The following is a 25,765-nucleotide window of genomic DNA, read 5'->3' as shown; positions in this document are numbered from 1 at the left end:
TGGCGCGGACGTCGCGTCGGGCGTCGAGGGGAGCGTGGACATGCAGCCGCTGGCAGCGGACGATCCGCGGCAGGTGGGCGAGTACCGGTTGCTGCGGCAGCTCGGCGCGGGCGGGATGGGCCGGGTCTACCTGGGGCGGACCACGGGCGGGCGGACCGTGGCCGTCAAGGTCGTCCGCCCCGACCTGGCCGGGGACACCGACTTCCGGGCCCGGTTCCGTCAGGAGGTCGCGGCGGCCAGACGGGTCGGCGGGGCCTGGACGGCACCGGTCCTGGACGCGGACACCGAGGGCGGGCACCCCTGGGTGGCCACCGGCTACGTGGCCGGGCCCGCGCTCACCTCCGCCGTACGGGAGTTCGGGCCGCTGCCCGAGCCGGCCGTGCGGACCCTGGGCGTCGGCCTGGCCGAGGCGCTCGCCCATGTGCACGGGCTCGGACTGGTGCACCGGGACGTCAAACCGTCGAACGTACTGCTGACCCTGGACGGGCCGCGGCTGATCGACTTCGGCATCGCCCGCGCACTGGACGCCACCACCGTGCTCACCCGGTCCGGCCATGTGGTCGGCTCGCCCGGCTTCATGTCCCCCGAGCAGGCCAACGGCCGGCCTACGGGACCGCCCAGCGACGTGTTCTCGCTCGGTGCGGTGCTCGCGTACGCGGCGACGGGCACGATGCCGTTCGGCTCCGGGGTGAGTGTGGCGGTCCTGATCTACCGGGTGCTGCACGAGGAGCCGGACCTCTCCGGACTGGACGGGCCGCTGCACTCCATCGTCCGGGACTGCCTGGCCAAGGACCCGGCCGCCCGTCCGACGCCGGACCGGCTGCGGGAGCGGCTGGACGGTGATGGCTCGGCTACTGCCCGGCTGGGGCACGGGGACTGGCTGCCGCAGGGGCTGGCGGCGGCGGTCGGGCGCAGCGCCGTGCAGCTGCTGGACCTGGAGGGGGAGCGGGAGGAGGACGTTGCGGGGAGCGGGGGCGTTGCGGCGGCCCCGGCGGCCGCGACCGCTCCGGCGACCGCTCCCGAGCCGGTTGCGCCGCCCCCGGCGATGCCGCCGACCGCTCCCACCACGCCGCCGTCGACCGCCCCCGCGACGACCACCCCTGTGACGGCGGCGCCCGCCGAGGGGCGGACGGTCGCCGAGGCGGCGAGGGCGGCGTTGGCTGCCGAGGCTGCGAGGACCGCAGCGTCCGGCGGCGGCGTGCCCGGCGCGGTGCCCGGGTACGGGCCACCGGTGCCGCCGGGCTTCGGCCCGCCGCCCGGAGGACCGCGCGAGCCGACGCCGCCCCCGTCCCCCACCCCGTTCCCGACCCCACCGCCGTTGATACCGGGCACGCCGCCGGCCTACGTGATGCACCCGCAGCCGCGGCGTGGCCGAGGGGTGTTCGGCGTGCTGGCGGCTGTGCTGGCCGCCGTGCTGCTGGCGGGCGGTGGATTCCTGCTGTTCCAGGACCTGCGGAAGAACGACCGGCAGACCAGCGGTTCTGCCGCTGCGTCGATTCCGGCGCAGACCGCCCCGGCCACCGGTGCGTCCGGCCCGGCTACGGGTAAGACGGCGCCCGCCGCCCCGGCCTCGGACAGCCCCGAGCCCACCGACGAGGGCTCCGAGCCCGGCGCGTCCCCCAGCGGGTCGGGGCCGGGCATCATCCCCGCGAAGTTCCTCGGGACCTGGGTCGGTGAGCGCATGGCCTCCAACGGGGACGTCACCGCTGTCACCCTCGTCATCGTCCAGTCGGCACCGAGCGAGGAGAAGAGCAGGATCCGCGCGGAGACGCCCAAGACCGGCACCTGGTGCGAGGGCGCCTGGACGCTCACCGACGCCAACGAGAGCCGGGTCTCCTACGCGTCCCGGGTGACCGCTTCCTCATCCGGTGACAAGTGCATCGCCGACAGGTCGATCTACCGCCTGATCACGATGCAGCCGGACGGCACCCTCCACTACAGCATGGACCTGCTCAAGCCGGACCAGTTCATGGTGCTGCGCAAGAAGGGCTGAGTAGGTGGTGGGCCAACATCGACACGACCCGCGGGGCCGCCACCGTCCATCGGTGGCGGCCCCGCGGCGCCGTCGTGGTTCAGCCGAGGTCGAGCGGATGGACGCTCACGCCGCCGGCGTCGTACCGGAGGACCGAGACGGCCAGGCCCGGGTGCTTGCGGCCGGCCGCAAGCTTCCGTAGATCGGCGAGCAGCGGCGAGGCGTCGTTGACGTAGAACCGCAGCGGCGTCGGGGAGGAGTCGGCCAGGTTCACCACGTCCTGGGCGCTGTGGCGGGCGATCGACCAGGCCCACAGCTGCGCGGCGGCGCCCTGGTTGCGGTTGAGGGCGCTCAGCCAGAGGTTGTCCTCGACCGAGCCCCAGGCCGGACTGGCATCGCCGCAGACCTGGGCGCCGGCGAGCGAGACCGGTACCCGGCCGTCCCGCCCCTGCTGGGCGCTGATGGCGACGATCCGCTCGGAGACCGCGACGGGCCCGGAGTAGAACCTGCGGCAGGTGGACACGCGAACGGGGCGGTGACCGGCCCGAGGCGCAGTCCCGACCGAACCCCTCGACGAACTGCGCGCGCTGATCACCGCCCGTACCAACACCGACCACCGCTGCCCGACAGCGAAGTCTCCGCGCTCTGGGTAAGAGCGCAGGGCAGGGTGAGTGTCGCGAGCTCTGCGGGACCAACTGGCTACGTTAGCCGGCTTTTCGACTCACGCGTTGGGACGTCGAAGGGGCGGACACACATCGTGTGTCCGCCCCTTCGACGTACGTGGTAGCGGGGACAGGATTTGAACCTGCGACCTCTGGGTTATGAGCCCAGCGAGCTACCGAGCTGCTCCACCCCGCGTCGGTGACCCCGACTCTACGGCACAAACGGGTGATCACAAACCAGATTCATGCGCGGTCGGTACCGGCAGGCTCACCCAGCGAGTTGTCCGGCGAGGGTCGGCGAGGGCTGCGGCACCTCGCCGAAGTCCTCGTCGTCGCACAGGACCGTCAGCTGGTTGATGACGGTCTCAAGGGCTGCGGGGAGTCGAGGGTGAAGCCCTTCATGGCAGCGGGCGAGTATGTCGCGCCGGACGTCCTCGGGCAGTAGCGGGGTCATGGCCTGAAAGCGACGGCGGGCCCGCGGTTTGGCCCTTACTCTCCGTCAACTCGGCTTGCTTTACGCCCCGTTGCCAATCCCCGGCCACTGCGGTTAGCCTGCCTGAGCATCCCACGATCCAGAATGGCTGGTGTTGTATCCGATGTTTCGGCGTCGAGGACAACTGACCCTCATTCCCGCTCGCTACAATCCCGCCGAGGTGCTCTGGGCCATGGACGGCACCACCGTGGTAGGCGTGGTGATTCCGAGCGACGTCCGGCCCGGCCAGTACCGGGCCGGTGTCTACACCCCGAGCACTTCCTGGTTCGGTGACGTCCCCGTGACCGGCACCAAGTGGATCTGCGTACAGCAAGGCATCGAGATCCTGGTGGACAAGCCGCAGGCGGGCACGGAAGACTTCCTGAGCCCGCAGGATGCACTGACCGCGATCACCAGGAACCGGGTCCTCTAATTCCTGAAAGACGGAGGATGGTCCTATGAGTCAGTGGCCCGCGTCGTGGGTGGGGACCCGGGAATGGACTGCGCATTGCTTGGAGTCGTTCGCCCAAGGCAAGTGTCCATGCCCCGGGTGCAGTGGGCGTATGACTCCGGACAACATCGAGGGTAGCTCGGACGGCATCTGCCCAGCATGCGACTGCTTCTACATCTCCGCTTACTCTGTCGAGTGGGCTCCGCGGGATACGAACCGGTGCGCCTTTGCCCAATCGTGGCTCGCGGCCGGTGGCTAAAGCACTGTGACTGCCTGGCCAGCATTGTGTCGCCTGCTCGCCTGACCACAAGCAGATTGCCCTGCTCGGGCCTCGGGTGGGGTGGAGGCAGGCATTAGGAAGCGGCTCTGGACCCCCAGCGGTGGGGGCCGGAGCCGTTTTCGTCGGCAGGGGTTTCCCTTGGTTCCCAGTTCCGAGTAGTCGTCAGCAGCAGGTCGCGGGGCGGCCTCCCGGGAGGCCTTCCGAAGCTCCGGCTCCGAGTGGACATTGAGTGGACATGGCGTTGGTGAAGGGCCGTAAAAGCCAGTGAAAGCCGGAGGTGGTCAGGGATGGCCGAATGGCCTCTGACCTGGGGAAACAGGGAAAATTGGGGAAAGGTGGTGAACGGCGGTTGAACTGGCCGCAGGACTCATAATCCCTTGGTCGTGGGTTCGAGTCCCACCCGCCCCACTCCTGACCTGATGCCCAGTCGGGCGATGCGGGCCACTGACCTGCGGAAATGTCGAAATCGCCTGCGAAAACTGTAGGTGAATGACCGTCGGATGACGGTGATTACACGCCGGTGTTCACCCGCATGGGAACGTTATGGGAACGTTACGCTGACGTTCGGCGGGGCTGAGCAGCGCGTTTGCGGGTCGAGCGGCTCCGCCCCGTGGGCTGATCGGCGCAATCCCTTGGATCGGTGCCTCGGGGTATGCGGATGCCTTCCCGTTGAGGGTGATCAGCTCCGTGTGTGTGACCTTGTTCCGGGGGTCCTTGAGCGCGGAGGCGTACTTGCCCATCTTGAACGGCTCGCCCGCGAGGGTGTTCTCGTAGGTCTTGAAGAAGACGTCGTCGGTGTTGTGCCACAGGTCCAGGCTCATGCTCTCCTCGGCCCAGGCGGGCCTCACCGAGGTCCGCGGTACACACCTTGGCGACCCTCGGTGAGATCGGGGCCGGTGGAGCCTCGCCGCCCCCGGACCCGCCGTTGAGGGCGGCGGGCCGCAGCGCAAGCGGCAATGGATCAAGGCCGGGCCGACAATCATCCGAACCGGCCAGTGGACCGACCGGTGCACCTGGCCCGGCACTGTCCGGGAGCGCGACTGTACGTGTTCGCGGTGATCGAGCACACGAACCGGGCGTATCCGGATCCTCGGTGCGACCGCGCATCCGACCACGTCCTGGGTGGCGTCGGCGGCGAAGAGCCTCGTCATGGACCTCGAAGACGCTGGCACTCAGGCGCGCTGCATGATCCGGGACCAGGACGGGAAGTTCACGGGAAGTTCCCCGAGGAGGAAGCCAAAAGCCCGCCGAGGGTCCGGAGGATGAGACGCGCCAGCGCGCCGCCGCCGAGTCCGGCGGGAGCGGCGGCGAAGACGGGGCGGGTGTAGGTGCGCACTGCGCGACGCTTCAACGCCATCCTCTACGTCAATCGCACCGGAATCCCCGGAAATACCTCCCGCACGACTTCCCCAACCACGGCGCCGTCTACGCCTACCATGCCGCGTGGCGCGACGAGGGAATCCTCGTCCGGCTGAACTACGATCTCACCGGACTCGCCCGCGTAAAAGAAGACCGCAAACCCGAGCCGACCGCCTCGGTGATCGGCACCCAGAGCGTGAAGACCTCCACCAACGTGCCTCTGGCCAGCCAGGGAACCGACGCCGCCAAGAAAATCATCGGTCGGAAGCGGGCATCCTCGCCGACACCATCGGACTCATCCTCGCCGTGACCGTGACCGCCGCGAGCCTGTCCGAGAACGCCCTGGGAATACGCCTCCTCAACCAGGCCGAGAAGGCCTGCCCCGGCATCTCCAAGAGCTGGGTCGACACCGGCTTCGAGAACGCCGTTGTCGAGCACGGAGCTGGCCTGGGCATCGATGTCACCGGCCTCACCACCCAGACCCCCACCACCCCCTGACGCCCTTCCGCACGCGCGGAGCCCGGCTCGCCGCCCGGGCTCCGCGCGCCGACGGTTCTGCTACTGCCCCGCGTTCCGCTCCCGCGTCTTGCGCTGCATCTCGTCCAGGATGGCCAAGGTCTCGGGGTGAACCGGGGCCTTGCTCTCTGCGACGACCTGCGGATTCTGCTGTGCCGCCGGGAGCAGCTCGTCGTAGCGAGGGTCCCCCGGCTCGAACTTGTGCCACCCGTCGTAGAAGAACCCCTCCGGGGCCCTTCCGCCGTACCGCTGCCAGATGGTGACGCCATTGGCGTCGAGCATCGGGTTCCCGGTGACGTGGTAGGGCTCATCGGTGACCTCGGGCTCAGAATGCTCGCTCAAAATAGGGCTCTCCTGCGCGGCGGCCGAGCTGTTGCGCTGCACCATCACCCTCGCGGGCCCTCGCCCCACCCGAGTGCGGAGAGCACGTGGTCGTGCGGGGTGTTGTAGGCCGCCGCGAACTCGTTGCCCTGCTTGTCGCTGCCCCAGGGCGCCCCGTCCTCGGTGAGGCTCTTCTTGAGCTTGTCGAGTGCGTCCTTGAGTGCCTTGCTCTGGGTCTCGAAGGTCGGCGCGGCGGCCTTCAGGTCCCCCGGCGCGATCTTGAACTCCGGCCCACCGGCCTTCGCTGCGTCATCTGGCATGGCGTCACCCCCCGTACTGTCCGTCGACTGACCATACTTATGGTCAGACCGACCGGCGAACCGACGGGGTTTCAGTTCGGATGCGTGATATCGGTCACGTCCGCGACGGCTTGCGCGGCAGCGCCTGTGAGCGAACTGGTCCCCGGAGGCCCCGACGGTCCTCCATCGCCCCGGTAACCACTCTTGTCCGGCTTTCGTACCGGCCTGGCGTGCTGCGCGAAAAAAGTGATATCACTTTGACAGCTGAAGCGGGCACCCGCGCAGCGGACATCGCACAGGGGGGAGTCGGTCTCATGACCACACCGCGTTTCGCCGTCGAGGACGGCCCTGCCATCGATCTTCCGGCCCCGAGGACCACCGAGCGGATCATCACCGGCGCCGCCGGGCTGCCGGTGCTCGGCGGGGCGGTGCTCGGCCTGGTCGCCGGGTTCGCCTCCGTCATCACCGGAGGGGTCCAGCTGTCCGGCGGGAACAAGGGCTTGGGCATCCCACTGGTGGTCGCGGGGCCGCTGCTGGTGCTGGTCTCGCTGGTGCTGCTGTGCGGGCTGACGGTGGTCTCGCCCGGCTCGGCCCGGGTGGTCCAGCTGCTCGGCACGTACCGGGGCACCGTTCGCGCAGAGGGGCTGAGCTGGCTGAACCCGTTCACCAGCCGTCGGCACATCTCCCTGCGGATCCGCAACCACGAGACCGAGACCACCAAGGTCAACGACGCGGACGGCAACCCGATCGAGATCGCCGCCGTGGTGGTCTGGCAGGTCGAGGACACCGCGATGGCCGTGTTCGAGGTGGACGACTACACGGACTTCGTCGCCATCCAGACCGAGACGGCCGTCCGGCACATCGCCACCAGCTACCCGTACGACGCCCACCACGAGGGGCAGTTGTCGCTGCGCGACGGCGCGGACGAGGTCGCCCGCAAGCTCTCCGCCGAGATCGCCGCCCGGGTCGCCTCGGCCGGGGTGCGGGTCATCGAGTCCCGGATCACCCGGCTCGCCTACGCGCCCGAGGTCGCCCAGGTGATGCTCCAGCGCCAGCAGGCCGGGGCCGTGGTGGCCGCCCGGCGGCTGATCGTCGAGGGCGCCGTCGGTATGGTCGAGGAGGCGCTGGACCGGCTCGCCGAACGCGACGTGGTGGAGTTGGACGAGGAGCGCAAGGCCGCCATGGTCAGCAACCTCCTGGTGGTGCTCTGCGGCGACCGGGGCACCCAGCCCGTCGTGAACACGGGCTCCCTCTACCAGTAAAGGCTCGGCGTTGGCGACGGAACGGAAGAAGATCCTGTTGCGACTGGACCCTTCAGTTCACGACGCGCTGGCCAGATGGGCTGCGGACGACCTGCGCAGCACCAACGCGCAGATCGAGTTCGTGCTCCGCCGCGCCCTCACCGAGGCCGGCCGGATGCCCAGCGGTGCGGCCCGGCTTCCCCGGCGCGGCCGACCGCCCAAGGAGAGCCCGGAGAACGGCGGTTCCGACGAGGACTGACCGCAGCGGCCGGGCACCACGGATCTTTCGGAGGGACCGAGATGGACCTGCCCGTCAATCTGCCCGAGAAGTTCTACCTGCTCGCCTACGACCCGCAGCGTGAGCGCCTCACCAAGCACTCCACCCTCAACCTGCTGCTACAGGCGGCGGCGTTGACCGAACTGCTGCGCCGGGGGCTGCTGCGGGAGGAAGGCCGCACGGCCGTCCCCCGGGCCCGCGACACCGCCGCCTCGGCTGGCCTCGACCCGTACAGCGCCCGCCTGCTGAACCAGGTCCGGGAGAAGCGGCCGCACAGCTGGAGCTGGTGGATCGGCCACGCCAGGACCGGCGGGCGCGACCAGCCGACCCGGTGGGTCCGGGACGGGCTCGCGGCGGCCGGCTGGGTCGACGTCCACCGGCGTCGGGTGGCCGGGGTGGTGCCGGTCACCGGGGTCGTCCCGCGCGACCCCAAGGTGCGCGAGGCACTGGCGGCCTCCGTCACCGCCGCCCTGAAGAGCCCGCTGAGCCGGGTGGACCCGGCCGACGCGGCGCTGACGGCGCTGGTCGCGGCCGGCGCGCTGCGGTCGGTGCTGAGCTCCGAGCTGCAGGGCCGCTACAAGAGCCGGATCGAGAAGCTGGCCCCGGCGGCCGGTCCGGTCCCGCGGGCGCTCGGTACGGCGCTGATCGGCCACAAGGTCGGCGCGGTGCTGGAGGGCGCGGGCGCCGCCGCCGGCTGAGGTCCGTGACGGGCCGTCCACGGGGGTGGCGGCCCGTCCGGGAGCCCGGCCGTCGAACAGGCGGCCGGGCTTCGCGCTGCCGGTGGCCCGTAAGCTGGCCGGGTGCCAGGACACGCCCTAGAACCCGCCCTGCTGCCGACCCCGCTGGTGGACTGCACCGACGAGGCCTTCGCCCGGGCCGGGGTGGAGCTGCGGCTCAAGCGGGACGACCTGCTGCACCCGACCGTCCCCGGCAACAAGTGGCGCAAGCTCGGGCCCAACCTGGCCGCCGCCGTCGAGCAGGGCCACACCCGGCTGCTGACCTTCGGCGGGGCCTACTCGACCCACCTGCGGGCGGTCGCGGCCGCCGCCGCGGCGCTCGGGCTGGAGAGCGTCGGGCTGGTGCGCGGGGAGGAACTGGCCGGCCGACCGCGCAACTGGTCACTGGGAGCCGCCGAACAGGCCGGGATGCGGCTGGAGTTCCTCACCCGGGCCGCCTACCGGGAGGCCACCGGCCGGGCCGAGGGGGAGTACGGGCCCGAGGCACTGCAGCGCCGCTGGGGCCCCTGCCTGGTGCTGCCGGAGGGCGGCTCCAACGCCCTGGCCGCGATCGGCGCGGCCGCCATCCCGGCCGAACTGCCCGACCTGGGCGGGCGCGACGTGGTCTGCTGCCCGGTCGGCACCGGCGGCACCCTGGCCGGCATCGCCGCGGGCCTGCCGCCGGGCGCGCGGGCGCTCGGGGTGGCCGTGCTGCGCGGCGGCGAGGGCTACCTGGAGGCCGAGGTCGCCCGGCTGCACCGGGCCGGGTACGGACGCGAGTTCGACAACTGGCGGATCGACCACACCCACCACGGCGGCGGGTACGGCAAGGTCCCGCCCGACCTGGCCGCCTTCGCCGGGGAGTTCGAGCGCCGCCACGGCATCCCGGTGGAGCGCCGCTACGTCGCCAAGCTGCTCGCCGCGCTGGCCGACCTGGCCGCGGCGGGTGCCTTCCCCCGCGGCACCCGCCTGACGGCCGTGGTCACCGGCCTGCCGGATCCGGAGTAGTCCGGGGGGTCAGGACCCGAAGGTCAGATCGGCACACGGGTCGGTGTCGGCGCCCCGGGTGTTCTCGGCTATCCCGGTCGGGACGCCGCTGGGCAGGGTGCCCGGTCCCGCGCTCGGGCCGCTGCCGGGCGTGGCCGACGGGACGGTGACCGAGTTCAGCTGGGTGCCGGCCGAGTGGTAGTCGGCGCCCAGGGTGACGGTGATGGAGTCCGCGCCCGGCTCCTCGACCGTACGGGCCCCGGGGAAGAGCGCCGCGATCTGGTCGGCGACGGCCTTCTGCGCCGGGTCGTAGCCGATCTCGGTGTGCTGCTTGCCGGGGTTGTTGGCGCCGAGCGCGACGTTCTGGAAGCCGCGGCCCTTGAGCGTCTCCGCGCCGGAGCCGGCCAGCCCGGAAGTGCCGACCCCGTTGACCACGGTGATCGGGACGGCGGCCTGCTCGGGGGTGAGCGGCGCGTCGGCGGTGGGGCTCGCGGTCGGGGTGGGGGAGGCCGCCGCGGCGGTTCCGGAGGTGCCCTGCCCGTCCAGGGTGCGGTCCTCCCGGAGCAGCTTCCACAGGGTGTCGGCGTCCGGCTGGACCAGTCGCACCCGCTCCCCGGCGAAGCGCCAGGGGGCGGTCACGAAGGTGACGTCGGAGAGCTTGACGTCCTCCACCGAGCGGGCGAAGTCCACCAGCTTCATCGCGGTGCCGAGCCCCTCGTCCACGGTCAGCGACTTGGTGGCCGCGTCCGCCAGCGGGAGCAGGGTGGGCAGCGAGAAGCCCTGGCTCTGCACCTTCTTGATCATCGAGGAGAGGAAGGCCTGCTGGCGCTTCATCCGGCCTATGTCGGAGTTGTCGCCGATGCCGTGGCGGGCCCGCAGGTAGTCCACCGCGGACTGCCCGGAGAGCTTCTGCAGCCCCTTCTTGAGGTGGATGCCGTACTCGTCGACGTCGTTGGGCACGCAGGCCTCCACGCCGCCGAGGGCGTCGGCCATCGCGGCGGCGCCCTTGAAGTCGACCACGACGGTGTGGTCGACCCGCAGCCCGGTGAGCTTCTCCACGGTGTTCTGGGTGCAGGCCGGGTTGCCCTTGGGGAGCTGGCCGACGCTGAACGCCGAGTTGAACATCTGGTCGGTGCGGGGCTTGGCCCAGGTGCCGTCAGACAGCTTGCAGGACGGGATGGTGACCAGGGTGTCGCGGGGGATCGAGACGCCGACGGCGTGCTTGTGGTCGGCGTAGATGTGCACCAGGATCGCGGTGTCCGAGTTGCCGACGCCTTCCTCGCCGCCGCCCAGCGCGCTGTTGCCGTCGTCCCGGGTGTCCGAGCCCAGCAGCAGCACGTTGACCGGCACCTGGGCGCCGGGGGAGGCCGGGACGGGGGCGGGCGGGCGCTCGGTGGCGACGCCGCCCGCGTCGAAGGTGGTGATGTTGCTGTCCAGCCGGTGGTAGAACCAGGCCCCGGCTCCCACGACCGACAGCACCAGAACGGCGGCCAGGCCGATGGCGGTCCGCAGGTAGCGGCGCCGGCGCGTGCTGCTGCTCATCCCCTGTGCCCCCCGTCTTCAGGTATCTCGCGTTCGACGTTCGAACGTTAGACGTTTCGGCGGGCTGTTCGGTTACCCCCGATGGCCGGGGGATTCGATCCGCGGGCCTGTGATGCTGCTCACGCTCCGGGGTCGGAGGCGCCGGTGAGCATCCGGCGGAGCAGGTCGCGCAGCACCGTCCGCTCCGCCGGGCCGAGCGCGGCGAGCGGCTCGCGGGCGAAGTGGAGCGACTCGCGCAGCTCCTCGGAGGCGGCCGCGCCGGTGTCGGTGGCGGCGACCAGCTTGACCCGGCGGTCCTGCCGGTCGGCCTCCCGGGTCACGAAGCCGCGGGCCTCCAGCCGGTCGACGATGCCGGTGATGTTGGACGGCTCGCAGCTGAGCGTCTGGGCGATGTGCCGCATCGGCAGCGGGCCGCGCCGCAGCAGGGCGAGCACCTTGGCCTGGGCGCCGGTGAGCGAGCGGGCGGCCGCGGCTTCCTCGTACTCGCGGTGGAAGAGCGCGACCAGGTTGGCCATCAGGTCGACGACCTCGCGGGTGATCTCGTCGGACTGTGGCGTGGCGGCCTCGGTCGGCTGAGTGTCCATGCACCAGAGTCTACCTGAAAAGTTGACAAGGTGAACCTTTTATGTCCATCGTTACTTCAGTTGCTCAACCTTTCACCTGCCGAAACCCCCTCCGAGGAGCACCGCCATGGCAGAGCAGGCCGCCCCCGCCACCGCCCGTGAATGGCACCTCGCCGCCCGCCCCCAGGGCTGGCCGGTGTCCACCGACTTCGCCCTGGTCGAGGCTCCGGTCCGGACCCCGGGGCCGGGCGAGATCCTGGTCCGCAACACCCACCTCTCGGTGGACCCGTACATGCGCGGCCGGATGAACGACGTGAAGTCCTACGTCCCCCCGTTCCAGCTCGGCGCGGCCATGGACGGCGGCGCGGTCGGCTACGTGGTCGCCTCCGAGGCCGAGGGCTTCGCCCCGGGCGACGCGGTGCTCCACGGGCTCGGCTGGCGCGAGTACGCCACCCTGGATGCCGAGCACGCGGTGAAGGTCGACCCGCAGGCCGCCCCGCTCTCCGCCTACCTCGGCGTGCTCGGCATGCCGGGCCTGACCGCCTACGCCGGCCTGCTCGCCGTCGGCGGCCTCAAGGAGGGCGACAAGGTCTTCGTCTCCGGCGCGGCCGGCGCGGTCGGCTCGCTGGTCGGCCAGATCGCCCGGCTCAAGGGCGCCTCGCTGGTGGTCGGTTCGGCCGGCTCGGCGGAGAAGGTCGCCAAGCTGGTGGACGAGTACGGCTTCGACGCCGCGTTCAACTACAAGGACGCCCCGGTCGCCGAGCAGCTCGCGAAGGCCGCCCCCGAAGGCATCGACCTCTACTTCGACAACGTCGGCGGTGACCACCTGGAGGCCGCGATCGGCGCGCTCGGCGTGCACGGCCGCGCGGTGCTCTGCGGCGCGATCGCCCAGTACAACTCCACCACCGCGCCCGCCGCCCCGCGCAACCTCGCGATGGCGATCGGCAAGCGGCTGCGCCTGGAGGGCATGCTGGTGCGCGACCACGCCGCCCTGCAGCCGCAGTTCGTCACCGAGGTGGCCGGCTGGCTGAAGTCCGGCGAACTGCGCACCGAGGAGACCGTGGTGGACGGCTTCGAGAACGCCGCCGAGGCCTTCATCGACCTGCTGCGCGGCGTCAACACCGGCAAGATGGTCGTCCGCCTGGGTGACTGACCCTCCGTCAGAACGCGAACCGCCCCGCCGCCCCCCCATCGGGCGTGCGGGGCGGTTCGCGTGCACGGCGCAGAGGATCCGGCCGCACTACCGCATTCCGGTCGGATCTGAAAGTGCGTCATCCATCCTGCGGCGCAGCGCGGTACGGTGGTCCCGCCTGGCGATGGGGCCGTTCGGGGGAGAGATCCAGCCGAGGGGTAGACCTCGTTAAGGATTCGACTAGCATTGAGCGAAAGCCTGTCCGTTTTGCTCAATTTAGTAGCTTAATGTCGGCTAACGTGGGTAACTGCGGATCAACTGCAGGCACGAGGCAGCTGGGGAAGGCGACCCTCGTCCACAGCCTGGAGGTCCCGGTGACGACACGTGGAGTTCTCTACATCCACTCCGCGCCCCGCGCGCTGTGCCCGCACGTCGAGTGGGCCGTCGCGGGGGTGCTCGGTGTACGGGTGAGCCTGGACTGGATCCGCCAGCCGGCCGCACCCGGGCATTGGCGAGCCGAGCTCTCCTGGCAGGGGGAGCCCGGCACGGCCTCGAAGCTCGCCTCGGCGCTGCGCGGTTGGCAGCTCATGCGGTACGAGGTGACCAGCGAGCCCTGCGCCACGGCGGAGGGCGAGCGGTACAGCAGCACGCCCACGCTCGGCATCTTCCACGCCGTCACGGGTATCCACGGCGACATCCTGATCCCCGAGGACCGGCTGCGCGCGGTGCTGCTGCGGGCCCGCAGCGAGGGGGCCGACCTGGAGGCCGAGATCTCCCGGCTGCTCGGCAAGCCCTGGGACGACGAGTTGGAGCCCTTCCGGTACGCGGGCGAGGGCGCGCCGGTGCGCTGGCTGCACCAGGTGGTCTGAGCTCGCGGGGACGACGAAGGGGCCGGCGCTCACGGAGAGCGCCGGCCCCTTTCGTGCGGACCCGTGGGTACGGGCCGGGGTCAGCGGGTGCGGAAGGCCAGCACCACGTTGTGGCCGCCGAAGCCGAACGAGTTGTTCAGCGCGGCGATCCGGCCCTCGGGCAGCGGGGTGGCCTCGCGGACGATCTTCGCGTCCACGTCGTCGTCCAGGTCGTCGACGTTGATGGTCGGCGGGGCGACCCGGTGGAACAGGGCCTGCACGGTGGCGACGGTCTCGATGCCGCCGGCGCCGCCCAGCAGGTGACCGGTCATCGACTTGGTGGCCGAGACGAGGATGTGGTCGAGGTCCTCGCCCAACTCCTTGCGCAGCGCCTTCAGCTCGGCGGTGTCGCCCTGCGGGGTCGAGGTGGCGTGCGCGTTGACGTGCACGATCTCGGCCTTGTCCAGCTCGTTGCGCTCGAACAGGTCGGCCAGCGCGCGGGCCACGCCGGCGCCGGTCGGCTCGGGCTGGGCGATGTGGTGGGCGTCCGAGGACAGGCCCTGGCCCACGGCCTCGCAGTAGATCCGGGCGTTGCGCGCCTCGGCGTGCTCCAGCGACTCCAGCACGACCACGCCGGCGCCCTCGCCCAGCACGAAGCCGTCGCGGGCCTTGTCGTACGGACGCGAGGCGCGCTCGGGCTCGTCGTTGTTCTTGGACATCGCCATCATGTTGGCGAACGCGGCGATCGGCAGCGGGTGGATCGCCGCCTCGGTGCCGCCGGCCACCACGACGTCGGCGCGGCCGGTGCGGATCATCTCGATCGCGTAGCCGATCGCCTCGGCGCCGGAGGCGCAGGCGGAGACCGGGGTGTGCACGCCGGCGCGGGCGCCGACCTCCAGACCGACGTTCGCCGCGGGGGAGTTGGGCATCAGCATCGGGACGGTGTGCGGGGAGACCTTGCGGGCCCCCTTCTCGCGCAGCACGTCGTACTGGTCGAGCAGGGTGGTCACGCCGCCGATGCCGGAGGCGATGACGGCGCCCAGTCGCTCGGGGGCGAGCTTGGAGGACTCGTCGGTGGCCGGGGTCTCGTAGCCGGCGTCGGCCCAGGCCTCGCGGGCGGCGATCAGCGCGAACTGGGCGGAACGGTCCAGCTTGCGGGCCAGCGGGCGGGGCAGGATCTCGCCCGGGTCGACGGCGGTGCGCGCCGCGATCCGGACCGGCAGGTCCTGGGCCCACTCCTCGGTCAGGGCCGCCACTCCGGAGCGCCCGGCGACCAGGTTCTCCCAGGTCGTGGCGGCGTCGCCGCCCAGCGGCGTGAAGGCGCCGATACCCGTGACGACCACGGTACGGTTTTCAGCGGTCACTGGTTGCTCTTCTTTCACGTTCGTGCGGGGTCGGCGGCGAGCCGAAGAAGGGCCCGGCCGGGCGCCCGGTGGGGCGTCCCGGCCGGCGGGTCGGCCTGGCTCGGGGAGCCGGGCCGACGGGTCAGCCGTCCGAGGCGTTCCTGACGCCGGACGGACTGCGGGACTCGAACGAGTCGACCGCTCAGGCGGAGTGGGTGAGGATGTAGTCCACCGCGTCGCCGACGGTCTTCAGGTTCTTGACCTCGTCGTCCGGGATCTTGACGTCGAAGCGCTCCTCGGCGGCCACGACGACCTCGACCATGGACAGCGAGTCGACGTCCAGGTCGTCGGTGAAGGACTTGTCGAGCTCGACGTCCTCCGCCGGGATGCCCGCGATCTCGTTGACGATCTCGGCGAGACCTTCCAGGACCTCGGCCTTGTCCTTAGCCATACTGGCTGCTCCTCTTCGGTGTTGAGCGTGTCCGACCGGCGGCCGGACACAGGCTTGTTGTTGGGTGGGGCGAAACGCGCCTAGGGGAGCGTAACGACTGCCGCGGCGTACACGAGACCCGCCCCGAACCCGATGATCAGCGCGAGGTCGCCGCTGTGGGCCTCGCCGCTCTCCAGCATGCGCTCCATCGCCAACGGGATGGAGGCCGCGGAGGTGTTACCGGTCTCCGCGATGTCGCGGGCGACCGGCACCGACTCCGGCAGCTTGAGTGCCTTGATCATGGCGTCGGTGATCCGCATGTTGGCCTGGTGCGGGATGAAGGCGCCGAGCTGGTCGGCGGTGATCCCGGCGGCGTCCAGCGCCTGCTGGGCCACCTTGGCCATCTCCCAGACCGCCCAGCGGAAGACCGGCTGGCCCTCCATCCGCAGGGCCGGCCACTTGGTCTCCGGGCCTGCGCCGTTGATCGCGTCGGGCTTGGCGAAGGCGGTGTCCCAGGCCTGGGTCTGCGAGATGACGTCCCGCTGCGAGCCGTCCGAACCCCAGATCAGCTTGCCGATCCCGGGAGTGTCGGAGGGGCCGACGATCGCGGCGCCGGCGCCGTCGCCGAAGATGAACGCGGTCGAGCGGTCCGACTTGTCGGTCAGGTCGCTCAGTCGCTCGACGCCGATCACCAGCACGTACTCGGCGTTGCCGCCGCGGATCATGCCGTCGGCCAGGCCCAGGCCGTAGCCGAAGCCGGCGCAGGCGGCCGAGATGTCGAAGGCCGGGGCGGTGCCGCAGCCGAGCCGCTCGGCGATCTCGGTGGCGATCGCCGGGGTCTGCTTCAGGTGCGAGACGGTCGCGACGATCACGCCGCCGATCTGCTCGGGGGCGATCCCGGCCTGCGCGATGGCCTTGCCGGCGGCCTGCACCGACATCTCGGCGACGGACTCCTCCGGGCCGGCCCAGCGGCGCTCGGCGATCCCGCTGCGGGTGCGGATCCACTCGTCCGAGGAGTCGATCCACTCCAGGACCTCGGAGTTGGGGATGACCCGGACCGGGCGGTAGCCGCCGACACCGTGGATGCGGGAGTACTGCGCGCCGCCGGCGGGACGGATCTGCGGCTTGGTCATGCCTGCTCCTCCTGGTCCTGCTGGTCCTGACCGCCGTGCTCCGCGATGAGCTCGCGGGCCTTGTCCAGGTCGGCGGGGGTCTTCAGGGCGAGCGTGGCCACACCCTTGAGGTTGCGCTTGAGCAGTCCGGTGAGGGTGCCCGCGGGGGACAGCTCGATGACGGCGGTCGCGCCCAGCTGCCCGAGGGTCTCCATGCAGAGGTCCCAGCGGACCGGGTTGGAGACCTGCGACACCAGGCGCGCGAGCACCTCGGCGCCGGAGCCGACGACCTCGCCGTCCTTGTTGGAGACGTAGCGGACCTGCGGGTCGGCCACGGTCAGGGTCGGGGCCAGCTTGGCCAGCCGCTCCACGCCGGGGGCCATGTGCTCGGTGTGGAAGGCACCGGCCACCTTCAGCGCGATCAGCTTGGCGCCGGCCGGCGGGTCCGCCTTCAGCGCCTCCAGCTGGGCCAGCGTGCCGGCGGCGACGATCTGGCCGCCGCCGTTGTTGTTGGCCGCGGTCAGGCCGTGCTCCGCCAGCTTCGCCGCGACGACCTCCGGGTCGCCGCCGAGCACGGCGGTCATGCCGGTCTCGGTGACCGCGGCGGCCTCGGCCATGGCCCGGCTCCGCTCGCGGACGAAGGTCAGTGCGTCCTGGGCGCTGAGCACCCCGGCGCCGGCCGCGGCGGTGATCTCACCGACGCTGTGGCCCGCGACGGCGCCGACCAGCTTGCGGGCGACGTCCTCGTTCGGGAACAGCTCACGGGCGGTCACCAGACCGGCGGCGACCAGCAGCGGCTGGGCGACGGCGGTGTCCTTGATCTCCTCGGCGGACGCCTCGGTGCCGGCGTGCACCAGGTCGAGCCCGGCGACCTCCGACCAGCCGCGAAGGCGGTCGGCGACACCGTCGAGCTCCAGCCAGGGGCTGAGGAAACCGGGGGACTGAGCACCCTGTCCAGGGGCGACGATTACGAGCACGGTTCAACCCTCTCTCGCCAGGCGCCCAGGGGCGGGTAGGCGACGGTAACGAAGAAAACCATCCGGGATTGTATGGTCCCTACACCCGACTCAGCTGGGCTCTCCGGCGTCGGCCAGCCGCCCGAGGGCCAGTGCGATCCGCAGAGTGAACGCCGAACGTACGTCGGAGGGGGCGTACCCCGTGACGTCGGTCACACGTCGTAGCCGGTAGCGCACCGTGTTGGGGTGGACGAAGAGCATCCGGGCCGCGCCCTCCAGGGAGGACGCCTGCTCCAGGTAGACACTCAGCGTCTCCAGCAGCGCGGAGCCGGCCTCGTCCAGCGGTGTGTAGATCTCCTCCACCAGCTGGTGCCGGGCGGCCTGGTCCCCGGCCAGCGCCCGCTCGGGCAGCAGGTCGTCGGCCAGCACCGGGCGGGGGGCGTCCGGCCAGGCGGCGCAGGCGCGCAGGCCGGCCGCGGCGGCGTGCGCCGAGCGGGTCGCCGAGAGCAGGTCCGGCACGGTCGGGCCGATCACCACCGGGCCCGGCGCGAACTGGCCGATCAGCGCCCGGGCGGCGTGCACCGGCTCCTTGTCGCCGCCGACCACGACCACCAGGCGCTTGCCCAGCACCCCGGTCAGCACGTTCAGCTTGGCGTACCGGGCGGCCCGGCGGATCGCCTCCACCACCAGCTCGCTGTCGCCGTCCGGGGCGCTGCCCATCACCACCCGGACCTGGCTGGGCTGCCCCCAGCCGAGCGCGGCGGCGCGGGACAGCACGCCCTCGTCGGCGTCGCCGGACAGCAGCGAGTTGACGACCAGCGCCTCCAGCCGGGCGTCCCAGGCGCCGCGCGCCTCGGCGGCCTGGGCGTACACCTGGGCGGTGGCGAAGGCGATCTCGCGGGCGTAGACCAGCACGGACTCGCGCATGTCCGCCTCGTCGCCGGGGGCGGCCACCTCCTCGATGGCCTCCTCCATCACCTCGATCGTGGTGCGGATCAGCTCGACGGTCTGGCGCAGGGTGATCGCCCGGGTCAGCTCGCGCGGGGCGGTGCCGAAGACGTCGGTGGAGATCGCCTGGGCGGCGTCGGGCTGGCGGTACCACTCGGTGAAGGCGGCGATACCGGCCTGGGCGACCAGGCCGATCCAGGAGCGGTGCTCCGGCGGCATCCGCCGGTACCAGCCGAGTTGGTCGTCCATCCGCGCAATCGCGGCGCTGGCCAGCTTGCCCGAGGACTTCTCCAGCCGCTTGAGCGTCGCCGCCCGGCGCTCGGCCCGCTCGGCGGCGTTTCTGCGCTCCTGGGCCGTCAGGCGGGGCGCCGCCCGGCCGGGGCGGTCGCGGCCGGCCCGGGCGGCCGGGCTCTTACCGGTCGGTTCGGGTGCGACGGGACTGGGTTCGCTCTGGGAGTTCGTGGAGGCGGCTGGCACAAGGACAAGACTGCCTCACGCGAGTGACTGCTCGTGCACACCCCCCGGCGGAGCGGCGCGGTGGGAAGGGTCACACCCACTACGGTAGGGGAGTGTGACCGACGCTCCTGACCGCGCCCGTGCCGATCTGCGCCGCACCGCCGAGCGCTACCGCTCCGTCCCGGCCGAGGGCATCGAGACCCGCCACGCGTTCTCCTTCTCCGGCCACTACGACCCGAAGAACACCCACTTCGGTGCGCTGCTCGCGTGCAACGAGGAACTCCTCGCCCCCGGCGCGGGGTTCGAGGAGCACAAGCACCGGGACACCGAGATCCTCACCTGGGTGCTGGAGGGCGCGCTGGCCCACCGGGACTCGCACGGCCACAGCGGGGTGGTGCGCCCGGGCATGATCCAGCACCTCAGCGCGGGCTCCGGCGTCACCCACACCGAGCGCAACGTCGGCGGAGCCACCGGGCCGGTGCGCTTCGTCCAGATGTGGCTCCAGCCGGACGAGTTCGACGCCACCCCGGCGTACGGGCTGCGAAGGGTGGAACCGGCGGACGGCGGGTTGACGCTGCTGGCCTCCGGGCTGGAGCGCGACGCCGGCACCGACGCCCTGCGGCTGCGCCGCGGTGACGCCGCGCTCTGGCTGGCCGTCGCCGGTCCGTGGCAGCCGCTGCCGCAACTGCCCGAGGCGCCCTGGCGGTACGCCCACCTGACGGCAGGCTCACTGGGCTACCGGACGATCCCGGGGCCCAAGGGCGGCGGCCGTTCGATGGTCCCGGGCGACAGTGTGCGGATCACCGGCGAGGCCTTCGCCGACCCGACGGCGGGCGGGACCGGCGCCGAACTCCTGCTCTGGGAGATGCACTCGCCGGTCTCGTACGGCTAACCGTTCAGCTCGGAGAGCACCGCGTCGGAGAGGGCCGGCCAGAGCTCGACGGCCCACGGCCCGAAGTCCCGGTCGGTGAGCGCGATGCAGGCCACGCCGGCCTGCGGGTCGACCCACAGGAAGGTGCCGGACTGGCCGAAGTGGCCGAAGGTCTCGGGGGAATTGGCGGTGCCGGTCCAGTGCGGGCTCTTGCCGTCGCGGATCTCGAAGCCGAGGCCCCAGTCGTTCGGGCGGCGGTGGCCGTAGCCGGGCAGCACGCCGCTGGTGCCGGGGAAGGCGACCTCGCGGGTGGCCCGCCGGACGGTGGAGGGGTCCAGCAGCTTGGGCGACTGCAGCTCGGCGGCGAAGCGGGTCAGGTCGGCCACCGTGGACAGGCCGCCGGCGCCGGCCGGGGACTTGTGCGCGGTGTTGAGCACGGTGTCGTGCATGCCCAGCGGCTCGAACACCGCTTCGGCGACGTAGCGGTGGAACTCGATCCCGGCGGCCTCGGACAGCGCGCGGGCCAGCGCGTCGAAGCCGGCGTTGGAGTAGAGCCGGCGGTTGCCGGGCTCGGCGAAGATCCGGTCCTCGTCGAAGCCGAGGCCGGAGGTGTGGGCGAGCAGGTGGCGCACGGTCGAACCGGGCGGACCGGCCGGGTCGTCCAGCTCGAACACGCCCTCCTCGATCGCGACCAGCGCCGCGTACGCGGTGAGCGGCTTGGTCACCGAGGCCAGCGGGAAGAGGTGCTGCTGCGGCCCGTGCGCGCCCAGCACCGCGCCGTCCGCACCCCGGACCACCGCTGCGGCGGCGTGGGGCACGGGCCAGTTCTCGATCATCCGCAAGCTCTCCATGCGGTTGACTCTAGTGCGAGCGAAAGCCGGGTGGTGGGGCCACCTGGCTGGGAGGCTTGCTTGGAGTGCACTCCAACTCGGTAGCGTCGTCGCCGTCGCACAGGACAGGGGGAACGACCAATGGCCACACCCGCGCACGTCGAGGGCCGTCCGCGCAGCTGCTCCGAGGTGTTCAACCGCCCGGTCGGCGATCCGGACCGGACCCCGCGGCACACCATCAGCGAGGTCGCCGCGGCCAGCGGACTGACCGCCCACACCCTGCGCTGGTACGAGCGGATCGGCCTGCTCGACCCGGTCGACCGCGCGGTCGGCGGCCAGCGCCGCTACTGCGACGCCGATCTGCACCGGCTGGCCTTCCTGGGCCGGCTGCGGCTGACCGGGATGTCGGTGGCCGACATGCTCAAGTACGTCGACATGGCCCGCCGCGGTGGGGAGACCTACGAGGAGCGGCGACGGCTGCTGGAGACGCAGCGCGAGGAGGTCCGGCAGCGGATCGTCGACCTGCAGGCCACCCTCTCCGTCCTCGACTACAAGATCGATCTCTACGCCGGGAAGATCGCCGACAGCACCGGTGCCCCGGCCGTCTGCCAGTACTACCGAGTAGAGGAAGAGCAGAGCGCATGACTCACCCCATCCTCCCCACCGCCGAACTCGGCACCGCCGGCCCGCTGGTGGGCATCCAGGGCCTCGGCTGCATGGGCATGAGCGAGTTCTACGGCCCGACCGACTCCGGTGAGGCACTCGCCACCCTGGACGCCGCCCTGGAGGCCGGTGTCACCCTGTTCGACACCGCCGACGCCTACGGCTACGGCCGCAACGAGGAGTTCATCGGCCCGTTCGTCCGGGCCAACCGGGACACGGTGGTGCTCGCCACCAAGTTCGCCATCGAGCGCAAGGAGGACGACCCGGCCCACCGCGGCATCCGCAACGACCCGGCGTACATCCGGGCCGCCGTGGACGCCTCGCTGCGCCGCCTCGGCGTGGACGCGATCGACCTCTACTACATGCACCGCCGCGACCCGGCCGTGCCGCTGGCCGAGTCCGTCGGCGCGATGGCCGAGCTGGTCAAGGCCGGCAAGGTGCGCCACCTGGGCCTGTCCGAGGTGACGGGCGCCGAGCTGCGCGAGGCGCACGCGATCCACCCGATCGCCGCGCTGCAGTCCGAGTGGTCGGTGTTCGCCCGGGACGTCGAGCGCACGGTGGTGCCGGCCGCGGCCGAGCTGGGCGTCGCCTTCGTGCCGTACTCGCCGCTCGGGCGCGGCTTCCTGACCGGCGCGTTCCAGGCCGCCGAGGAGCTCGCGGCGGACGACGTGCGGCGCACCCAGCCGCGGTTCACCGGTGAGAACGCGGCGGCCAACGCCGGACTGCTGGCGCCGCTGCGGGAGATCGCGACGGCGCGCGGGGTGACGATGGCCCAGGTCGCGCTGGCCTGGGTGCAGCAGCGGGCCGAGGTGCACGGGCTGACCGTGGTGCCGATCCCGGGCACCCGCAAGCGCAGCCGGCTGGCCGAGAACACCGCCGCGGCGACCCTGCGGCTCACCGCGGCGGAGCTGGCGCTGCTGGAGCCGGTGTCGGCGCAGGTGGCCGGCGGCCGCTACGCCGACATGAACTTCACCCAGGTCGGGCGGGAGTAGCACCCGACCGGGCCCGGGGAGCCGTCACTCCCCGGGCCCGGCGCCTTCCGGGCTCCGCGGTTCAGGCCTTGCGGCTCAGGCCTTGCGGCCGGTGAAGGCCGCCAGCCGGGTGTGGATGTCGGCGTCCTCGGCGACCGGCTGCACCTCGCCGAACGGGACGCCTTCGACCCGGCCCTCGGCCGGGAGGACGGCCTCGGCGATGGCCAGCGCGGTGTGTGCCAGCCCGTCGTCCAGGACGAAGCCGTTGTCCAGGGTCTTCGCGATGTCCCAGGCGTGGGTCGTCGCCTCCATCACGTAGCCGCCGACCACCATGCCGCCGGGCACCTCGCCCCAGGGGGCGAAGGTCGGGCGGCCCAGCTTGGCGTCGTCGGCCCAGGCGGTGGTGGCGCGGGCGCAGGCCCGGGCGAGCGCGGCCGACCAGCCCTCGTCGGACGGGTCCTCGATGCCGGGCAGGACGTCCTCGGCGCGGCCGCCCTCGCCCATGTACGCGAAGCGGTGGATGCCGCCGACCACGTGGTTCAGCAGCTGGCGCAGCGTGAACTCCTCGCAGGGGGTGGTCCGGTCGAGGTCGGCCGGGGTGATCGCGGCGAACAGCTTCTCCAGCTGGCCGAGGGCGAGCAGGTACTGCGGGCGGGCGTCCTGGACGGCGTTCACGGGTGGTCAGCTCCCTTGTGCGGTGCGGTTTTTCGAGCCTTTCGGGCTCGGAACGCAATCTCCCAGTAAAACCTGACAAGCACCGTCAGGATTACTGGGATTCTTGTGCCATGAAGGCCGACCGCCTGCTCTCGATCCTCCTGCTGCTCCAGACCCGCGGCCGGGTGTCCGCCACCGAACTCGCCGAACGGCTGGAGGTGTCCGTCCGCACCATCTACCGCGACGTGGAGTCGCTCTCCGCGGCCGGGGTGCCGGTGTTCACCGAGCGCGGCCGGCACGGCGGCATCAATCTCCTGCCCGGCTACCGCACCGATGTCACCGGGCTGACCGCGGACGAGGCCCGGGCGCTGTTCGTGCTCTCCGCCCAGGGCGCGCACAGCGACCTCGGGCTGGACGGCGCGCTCGGCTCGGCGCTGCGCAAGGTGATGGCGGCGCTGCCCGCCCCGCACCGCCCGGCCGCCGAGCGGGTCAGCGAGCGCATCCTGGTCGACCCGGCCCGCTGGATGCAGGGTGCCCAGCCCGCCGCCGGGAGCGGTCCGGACCTGGGGGAACTGCAGTACGCGGTGTTCGCCGACCGGCGGCTGCGGCTGCGCTACCGGCACGGCGGCACGCCCGCGCCGGTGAAGTACACCGTCGACCCGTACGGCCTGGTGAGCAAGGCCTCGGTCTGGTACCTGGTGGCCGATCTGCACGGCGAGCCGCGGCTGTTCCGGGCCGACCGGGTGCTGGCCGCCGAGACCACCGAGGAGGCGGTGCGCCGCCGTCCGGGGCTGGGGCTCGGCGAGGTGTGGGCGGCGCTGCGCGAGCAGGTGGAGCGGATACCGAAGGAGGTGCCGGTGCGGGTGCGGGTCCGGCGCGGGCGGCTGGACATGTTCCTGCGCATCCACGGCGGCCGGGTCGCCGAGCTGCCGCCGGAGGCGGGAGCCGGGCCGGCCGAGGAGTGGGTCGAGGTGGCGATGGCCTTCCCGGCCCCGGCGGCCGTCCTCTCGCTGCTGGCCTTCGGGGCGGAGGTCGAGGTGCTGTCCCCGCCGGCCGCCCGGCGCGAGCTGGCCCGGGCGGCGGCGGAGGCCCTACGGCTCTACCAGGACCAGCCCTCTCGGGATCAGGAGCCGGGCGTGGTCCGGACGACGTCCCGGTAGTCCCCGAGCGAGATCGCCGCGAAGTTGTGCAGGCTGTCGGTGCCGTCGGTGAGGTAGCCGTTGTGGCCGGCCGCCCGGGCCGAGGAGATCTGCTCCGCGCCGAAGCCGCCCCCGGTCGGGTCGGCGCCGTGGCCGAGCTTGCCGACCTCCAGGAACGGGACGTTGCCGATCCAGTCGCTGGGGTTGCGGGTGGCCCAGACGTGCACGCCGGCGCCCAGTTCGGAGGTGCTCTGCACGCCCATGCCGGGGCTGCCGAACACCATCATGTCGGTGATGCCCGAGGTGTCGGCCGGCGAGGCGGCCGCGCGGTGGATCTTCGGGGCGGCGGTGCCGCAGACCACCGAGCCGTACGAGTGGCAGAGCAGCGCCGGGGGCGCGTCCGGCCGGGTGGTCTCCTTGAGGCCGGCCAGCAGCCGCTCCAGCCGGGGCGCGCCGACGTCGGCGAGCCGGGAGGTGGCGGCGTCCGGGCCGAGGCCGGAGGGGGTGACGTAACCGGTCCAGGCGATCACGGCGGTGCGGGTGCCCGGGGCCTGGCGCTGCTCCTCGGAGTGGAGGGCGCGGGCCATGCCGGCCGGGGAGCGCAGCGGCTCGGCGGTCTGGTCGAAGTGGCCGAGGTCGGCGTCCGAGCCGGGGACGATCACGGAGATCCGTTCGGCGTCGGCGAGGTCGCCCCACACCTCGGTGACCAGGCCGCGGCCGCGCGGGTCGAAGGCCAGGACCTGCCGGCCGGGGGCCAGCAGGTGATCGACGTCGTTGGCGCGGGAGACGGCCAGTGCGCGGGTGTCGGAGTCCAGCTTCTCGTCGGCGGCGCGGGCCCGGGCGGCGTCACGCTCGTTCGCCAGCGCGATCCGGTTGGCGCGGTAGCGCAGGTCCAGCGGGGCGCCGTCGTAGTTGCCGACGACCAGCGGGTAGTCCTTGATCAGCCGGTCCAGCTCGGTGGGGGCGAGCGAGGCGAAGAAGGCGGCGGCGTCGGCCGGGCTGGTGACGGCCGGGTCGGGCAGGAGGCGGCCGAAGGTGTGGTCCTGCACCCAGGCGGAGCTGCCGGCCGGGGGCGTGGAGATCGCCAGCTGCTCGGAGGAGATCGCGGCCGCGGCCGCCGAGGCGCCGGCGTCGGCGAGCACGGCGCAAGCCGCGAACGCCCCGATCAGTACCCGCTTCCAGCGTCGACGGTTGCGCACCGCACCAACTCCCTTGGGGCCCGTCACCGTTTCGCGGGCGGTGCCCGGAGGGTGCGATTGGACTGCTGACTTCCCTGCGCAAGCCTAGAGGTCACAGAAGGGTGACGGACACGCCTAAACTGTGGGATGGATCACATGAACCGTGGGTGTCCTGTCGACGTCCGTGTGCGGCCGTCCCGGCGGTGCTAACCGGAGTGCCGGGCGTCGAATTCGCGCACCAGCCGCTTGGGCGCGGTGCGCCGCCAGGCCTCGGTGAGCAGGTCGTGCAGCTCCTCCGGATCGACCAGGTCCAGCCGGACGCGCACCCAGCCGTGCCGGCCGACGTACGGGGCGAAGGAGAACACCTCGGGCTCGGCGGCGAGCAGTTCGGCCTGGTCCTCGGGGGAGGCCTTGACGGTGACGGTCTCCCCTTCGGAGGCGCCCATCGCGAAGATCTTGTGCCGGACCCGCAGGGTCTCGATGTCCCAGGTCGGTTCCTGGGCGGACTCCGGCAGGGCCAGGGCCATCGCGCGGAACTCGTCGAACGTCACCATGGCGGCAGGTTAAAGCAGGTCG

Annotated in this window: 28 protein-coding genes, 1 tRNA gene and 1 pseudogene; 13 read left to right on the top strand and 17 right to left on the bottom strand. The window is 72.2% G+C overall.

Translation table 11 applies throughout. The features are described 5' to 3' along the window. The first annotated feature begins 40 nt into the window (after positions 1-40). Positions 41-1,993, top strand: coding sequence for a serine/threonine-protein kinase (locus ACH4E7_RS19740; protein WP_396250304.1), 1,953 nt, complete (start codon positions 41-43; stop codon positions 1,991-1,993). A 79-nt stretch (positions 1,994-2,072) separates the two neighbouring features. Here ACH4E7_RS19740 and ACH4E7_RS19735 read toward each other — a convergent pair whose 3' ends face one another. The 3 genes from ACH4E7_RS19735 to ACH4E7_RS19725 form a co-directional block, all read right to left on the bottom strand. After that, the gene (locus tag ACH4E7_RS19735; RefSeq protein ID WP_396250303.1) at positions 2,073-2,495 is read right to left on the bottom strand and encodes a hypothetical protein; all 423 of its coding nucleotides are present in this window, start codon (positions 2,493-2,495) and stop codon (positions 2,073-2,075) included. A 258-nt stretch (positions 2,496-2,753) separates the two neighbouring features. Beyond that, positions 2,754-2,830, bottom strand: a tRNA-Met gene (locus tag ACH4E7_RS19730). Positions 2,831-2,902: 72 nt separating this feature from the next. Continuing rightward, positions 2,903-3,088: a hypothetical protein gene (locus ACH4E7_RS19725; protein WP_396250302.1), complete on the bottom strand. Its 186-nt coding sequence runs from the start codon at positions 3,086-3,088 to the stop codon at positions 2,903-2,905. A gap of 211 nt (positions 3,089-3,299) precedes the next feature. Between ACH4E7_RS19725 and ACH4E7_RS19720 the strand changes: the two genes are divergently transcribed. After that, positions 3,300-3,539 carry a hypothetical protein gene (locus ACH4E7_RS19720; RefSeq protein WP_396250301.1) on the top strand — a complete coding sequence of 80 codons (240 nt, stop codon included), beginning with the start codon at positions 3,300-3,302 and terminating at the stop codon, positions 3,537-3,539. An 822-nt stretch (positions 3,540-4,361) separates the two neighbouring features. On the opposite strand, the gene ACH4E7_RS19715 is transcribed toward ACH4E7_RS19720, so the two are convergent. Further along, complete coding sequence (locus ACH4E7_RS19715; RefSeq protein WP_396250300.1) at positions 4,362-4,658, bottom strand: hypothetical protein; 297 nt, start codon at positions 4,656-4,658, stop codon at positions 4,362-4,364. 463 nt (positions 4,659-5,121) lie between these two features. Between ACH4E7_RS19715 and ACH4E7_RS19710 the strand changes: the two are divergent. Further along, positions 5,122-5,658 (top strand): annotated as a pseudogene (locus ACH4E7_RS19710) (transposase); the annotation flags it as partial. Positions 5,659-5,754: 96 nt separating this feature from the next. Here ACH4E7_RS19710 and ACH4E7_RS19705 read toward each other — a convergent pair. Both ACH4E7_RS19705 and ACH4E7_RS19700 read right to left on the bottom strand, forming a co-directional pair. Then, a complete protein-coding gene (locus tag ACH4E7_RS19705; RefSeq protein ID WP_396250299.1) occupies positions 5,755-6,054 on the bottom strand; it encodes a hypothetical protein in 300 nt (99 codons plus the stop codon). 44 nt (positions 6,055-6,098) lie between these two features. Further along, on the bottom strand, positions 6,099-6,353 hold the full coding sequence (locus ACH4E7_RS19700) for a hypothetical protein (RefSeq protein ID WP_396250298.1): 255 nt from the start codon (positions 6,351-6,353) through the stop codon (positions 6,099-6,101). Positions 6,354-6,646: 293 nt separating this feature from the next. On the opposite strand from ACH4E7_RS19700, the gene ACH4E7_RS19695 reads away from it, so the two are divergent. The 4 genes from ACH4E7_RS19695 to ACH4E7_RS19680 all read left to right on the top strand — a co-directional run bounded on the left by ACH4E7_RS19695 (position 6,647) and on the right by ACH4E7_RS19680 (position 9,574). Next, a complete protein-coding gene (locus ACH4E7_RS19695; protein ID WP_396250297.1) occupies positions 6,647-7,594 on the top strand; it encodes an SPFH domain-containing protein in 948 nt (315 codons plus the stop codon). 10 nt (positions 7,595-7,604) lie between these two features. Continuing rightward, positions 7,605-7,832, top strand: a complete 228-nt coding sequence (locus ACH4E7_RS19690) for a hypothetical protein (RefSeq protein ID WP_355669426.1) — start codon at positions 7,605-7,607, stop codon at positions 7,830-7,832. 41 nt (positions 7,833-7,873) lie between these two features. Then, entirely contained in the window at positions 7,874-8,548 is a 675-nt protein-coding gene (locus tag ACH4E7_RS19685) for a GPP34 family phosphoprotein (RefSeq protein ID WP_396250296.1), read from the top strand. A gap of 102 nt (positions 8,549-8,650) precedes the next feature. Then, positions 8,651-9,574, top strand: a complete 924-nt coding sequence (locus tag ACH4E7_RS19680; protein ID WP_396250295.1) for a 1-aminocyclopropane-1-carboxylate deaminase/D-cysteine desulfhydrase — start codon at positions 8,651-8,653, stop codon at positions 9,572-9,574. 9 nt (positions 9,575-9,583) lie between these two features. Here the strand turns inward: ACH4E7_RS19680 and ACH4E7_RS19675 are convergent, their stop codons facing one another. Both ACH4E7_RS19675 and ACH4E7_RS19670 read right to left on the bottom strand, forming a co-directional pair. Continuing rightward, the gene (locus ACH4E7_RS19675; RefSeq protein ID WP_396250294.1) at positions 9,584-11,095 is read right to left on the bottom strand and encodes an LCP family protein; all 1,512 of its coding nucleotides are present in this window, start codon (positions 11,093-11,095) and stop codon (positions 9,584-9,586) included. Between the two features lie 119 nt (positions 11,096-11,214). Next, entirely contained in the window at positions 11,215-11,679 is a 465-nt protein-coding gene (locus tag ACH4E7_RS19670) for a MarR family winged helix-turn-helix transcriptional regulator (RefSeq protein ID WP_396250293.1), read from the bottom strand. 106 nt (positions 11,680-11,785) lie between these two features. Here ACH4E7_RS19670 and ACH4E7_RS19665 point away from each other — a divergent pair, with 106 nt between their 5' ends. Then, entirely contained in the window at positions 11,786-12,811 is a 1,026-nt protein-coding gene (locus ACH4E7_RS19665) for an NADP-dependent oxidoreductase (protein WP_396250292.1), read from the top strand. A 353-nt stretch (positions 12,812-13,164) separates the two neighbouring features. Continuing rightward, the gene (locus tag ACH4E7_RS19660) at positions 13,165-13,659 is read left to right on the top strand and encodes a DUF3145 domain-containing protein (RefSeq protein WP_270147090.1); all 495 of its coding nucleotides are present in this window, start codon (positions 13,165-13,167) and stop codon (positions 13,657-13,659) included. Between the two features lie 80 nt (positions 13,660-13,739). On the opposite strand, the gene fabF is transcribed toward ACH4E7_RS19660, so the two are convergent. The 5 genes from fabF to ACH4E7_RS19635 form a co-directional block, all read right to left on the bottom strand. After that, entirely contained in the window at positions 13,740-15,002 is a 1,263-nt protein-coding gene (gene fabF / locus ACH4E7_RS19655) for a beta-ketoacyl-ACP synthase II (protein ID WP_396250291.1), read from the bottom strand. A 181-nt stretch (positions 15,003-15,183) separates the two neighbouring features. After that, complete coding sequence (locus tag ACH4E7_RS19650) at positions 15,184-15,432, bottom strand: acyl carrier protein (protein WP_355669419.1); 249 nt, start codon at positions 15,430-15,432, stop codon at positions 15,184-15,186. Positions 15,433-15,512: 80 nt separating this feature from the next. Continuing rightward, complete coding sequence (locus ACH4E7_RS19645; RefSeq protein WP_396250290.1) at positions 15,513-16,544, bottom strand: beta-ketoacyl-ACP synthase III; 1,032 nt, start codon at positions 16,542-16,544, stop codon at positions 15,513-15,515. After that, positions 16,541-17,500 carry an ACP S-malonyltransferase gene (locus tag ACH4E7_RS19640; RefSeq protein ID WP_396250289.1) on the bottom strand — a complete coding sequence of 320 codons (960 nt, stop codon included), beginning with the start codon at positions 17,498-17,500 and terminating at the stop codon, positions 16,541-16,543. The genes ACH4E7_RS19645 and ACH4E7_RS19640 overlap by 4 nt, the downstream gene beginning before the upstream one ends. Before the next feature lie 90 nt (positions 17,501-17,590). Continuing rightward, positions 17,591-18,787: a PucR family transcriptional regulator gene (locus ACH4E7_RS19635; protein ID WP_396250447.1), complete on the bottom strand. Its 1,197-nt coding sequence runs from the start codon at positions 18,785-18,787 to the stop codon at positions 17,591-17,593. Between the two features lie 211 nt (positions 18,788-18,998). Between ACH4E7_RS19635 and ACH4E7_RS19630 the strand changes: the two genes are divergently transcribed. Continuing rightward, complete coding sequence (locus tag ACH4E7_RS19630; RefSeq protein WP_396250288.1) at positions 18,999-19,775, top strand: pirin family protein; 777 nt, start codon at positions 18,999-19,001, stop codon at positions 19,773-19,775. On the opposite strand, the gene ACH4E7_RS19625 is transcribed toward ACH4E7_RS19630, so the two are convergent. Then, positions 19,772-20,605 (bottom strand): serine hydrolase domain-containing protein, encoded by an 834-nt coding sequence (locus ACH4E7_RS19625; protein WP_396250287.1) that lies wholly within the window; start codon positions 20,603-20,605, stop codon positions 19,772-19,774. The two genes, ACH4E7_RS19630 and ACH4E7_RS19625, sit on opposite strands and share 4 nt — an antisense overlap. 120 nt (positions 20,606-20,725) lie before the next feature. Here ACH4E7_RS19625 and ACH4E7_RS19620 point away from each other — a divergent pair, with 120 nt between their 5' ends. Next, positions 20,726-21,229, top strand: coding sequence for a MerR family transcriptional regulator (locus ACH4E7_RS19620; protein ID WP_396250286.1), 504 nt, complete (start codon positions 20,726-20,728; stop codon positions 21,227-21,229). Then, positions 21,226-22,239, top strand: a complete 1,014-nt coding sequence (locus tag ACH4E7_RS19615; RefSeq protein WP_396250285.1) for an aldo/keto reductase — start codon at positions 21,226-21,228, stop codon at positions 22,237-22,239. Before ACH4E7_RS19620 ends, ACH4E7_RS19615 begins: the two co-directional genes overlap by 4 nt. A gap of 75 nt (positions 22,240-22,314) precedes the next feature. On the opposite strand, the gene ACH4E7_RS19610 is transcribed toward ACH4E7_RS19615, so the two are convergent. Then, positions 22,315-22,893 (bottom strand): TIGR03086 family metal-binding protein, encoded by a 579-nt coding sequence (locus ACH4E7_RS19610; protein WP_396250284.1) that lies wholly within the window; start codon positions 22,891-22,893, stop codon positions 22,315-22,317. A gap of 110 nt (positions 22,894-23,003) precedes the next feature. Between ACH4E7_RS19610 and ACH4E7_RS19605 the strand changes: the two genes are divergently transcribed. Beyond that, on the top strand, positions 23,004-24,032 hold the full coding sequence (locus ACH4E7_RS19605; protein WP_396250283.1) for a helix-turn-helix transcriptional regulator: 1,029 nt from the start codon (positions 23,004-23,006) through the stop codon (positions 24,030-24,032). Here ACH4E7_RS19605 and ACH4E7_RS19600 read toward each other — a convergent pair. After that, complete coding sequence (locus tag ACH4E7_RS19600) at positions 23,996-25,210, bottom strand: alpha/beta hydrolase (RefSeq protein WP_396250282.1); 1,215 nt, start codon at positions 25,208-25,210, stop codon at positions 23,996-23,998. The genes ACH4E7_RS19605 and ACH4E7_RS19600 overlap by 37 nt on opposite strands. A 185-nt stretch (positions 25,211-25,395) precedes the next feature. Then, positions 25,396-25,743, bottom strand: a complete 348-nt coding sequence (locus ACH4E7_RS19595) for an MmcQ/YjbR family DNA-binding protein (RefSeq protein WP_396250281.1) — start codon at positions 25,741-25,743, stop codon at positions 25,396-25,398. Positions 25,744-25,765: the final 22 nt, after the last annotated feature.

The sequence above is a fragment of the Kitasatospora sp. NPDC018058 genome (assembly GCF_044327205.1).
Lineage (GTDB): Bacteria > Actinomycetota > Actinomycetes > Streptomycetales > Streptomycetaceae > Kitasatospora.
The sequence above is the reverse complement of the archived record's forward strand: the minus strand, read 5'-3'. Positions and strand labels throughout refer to the sequence as shown.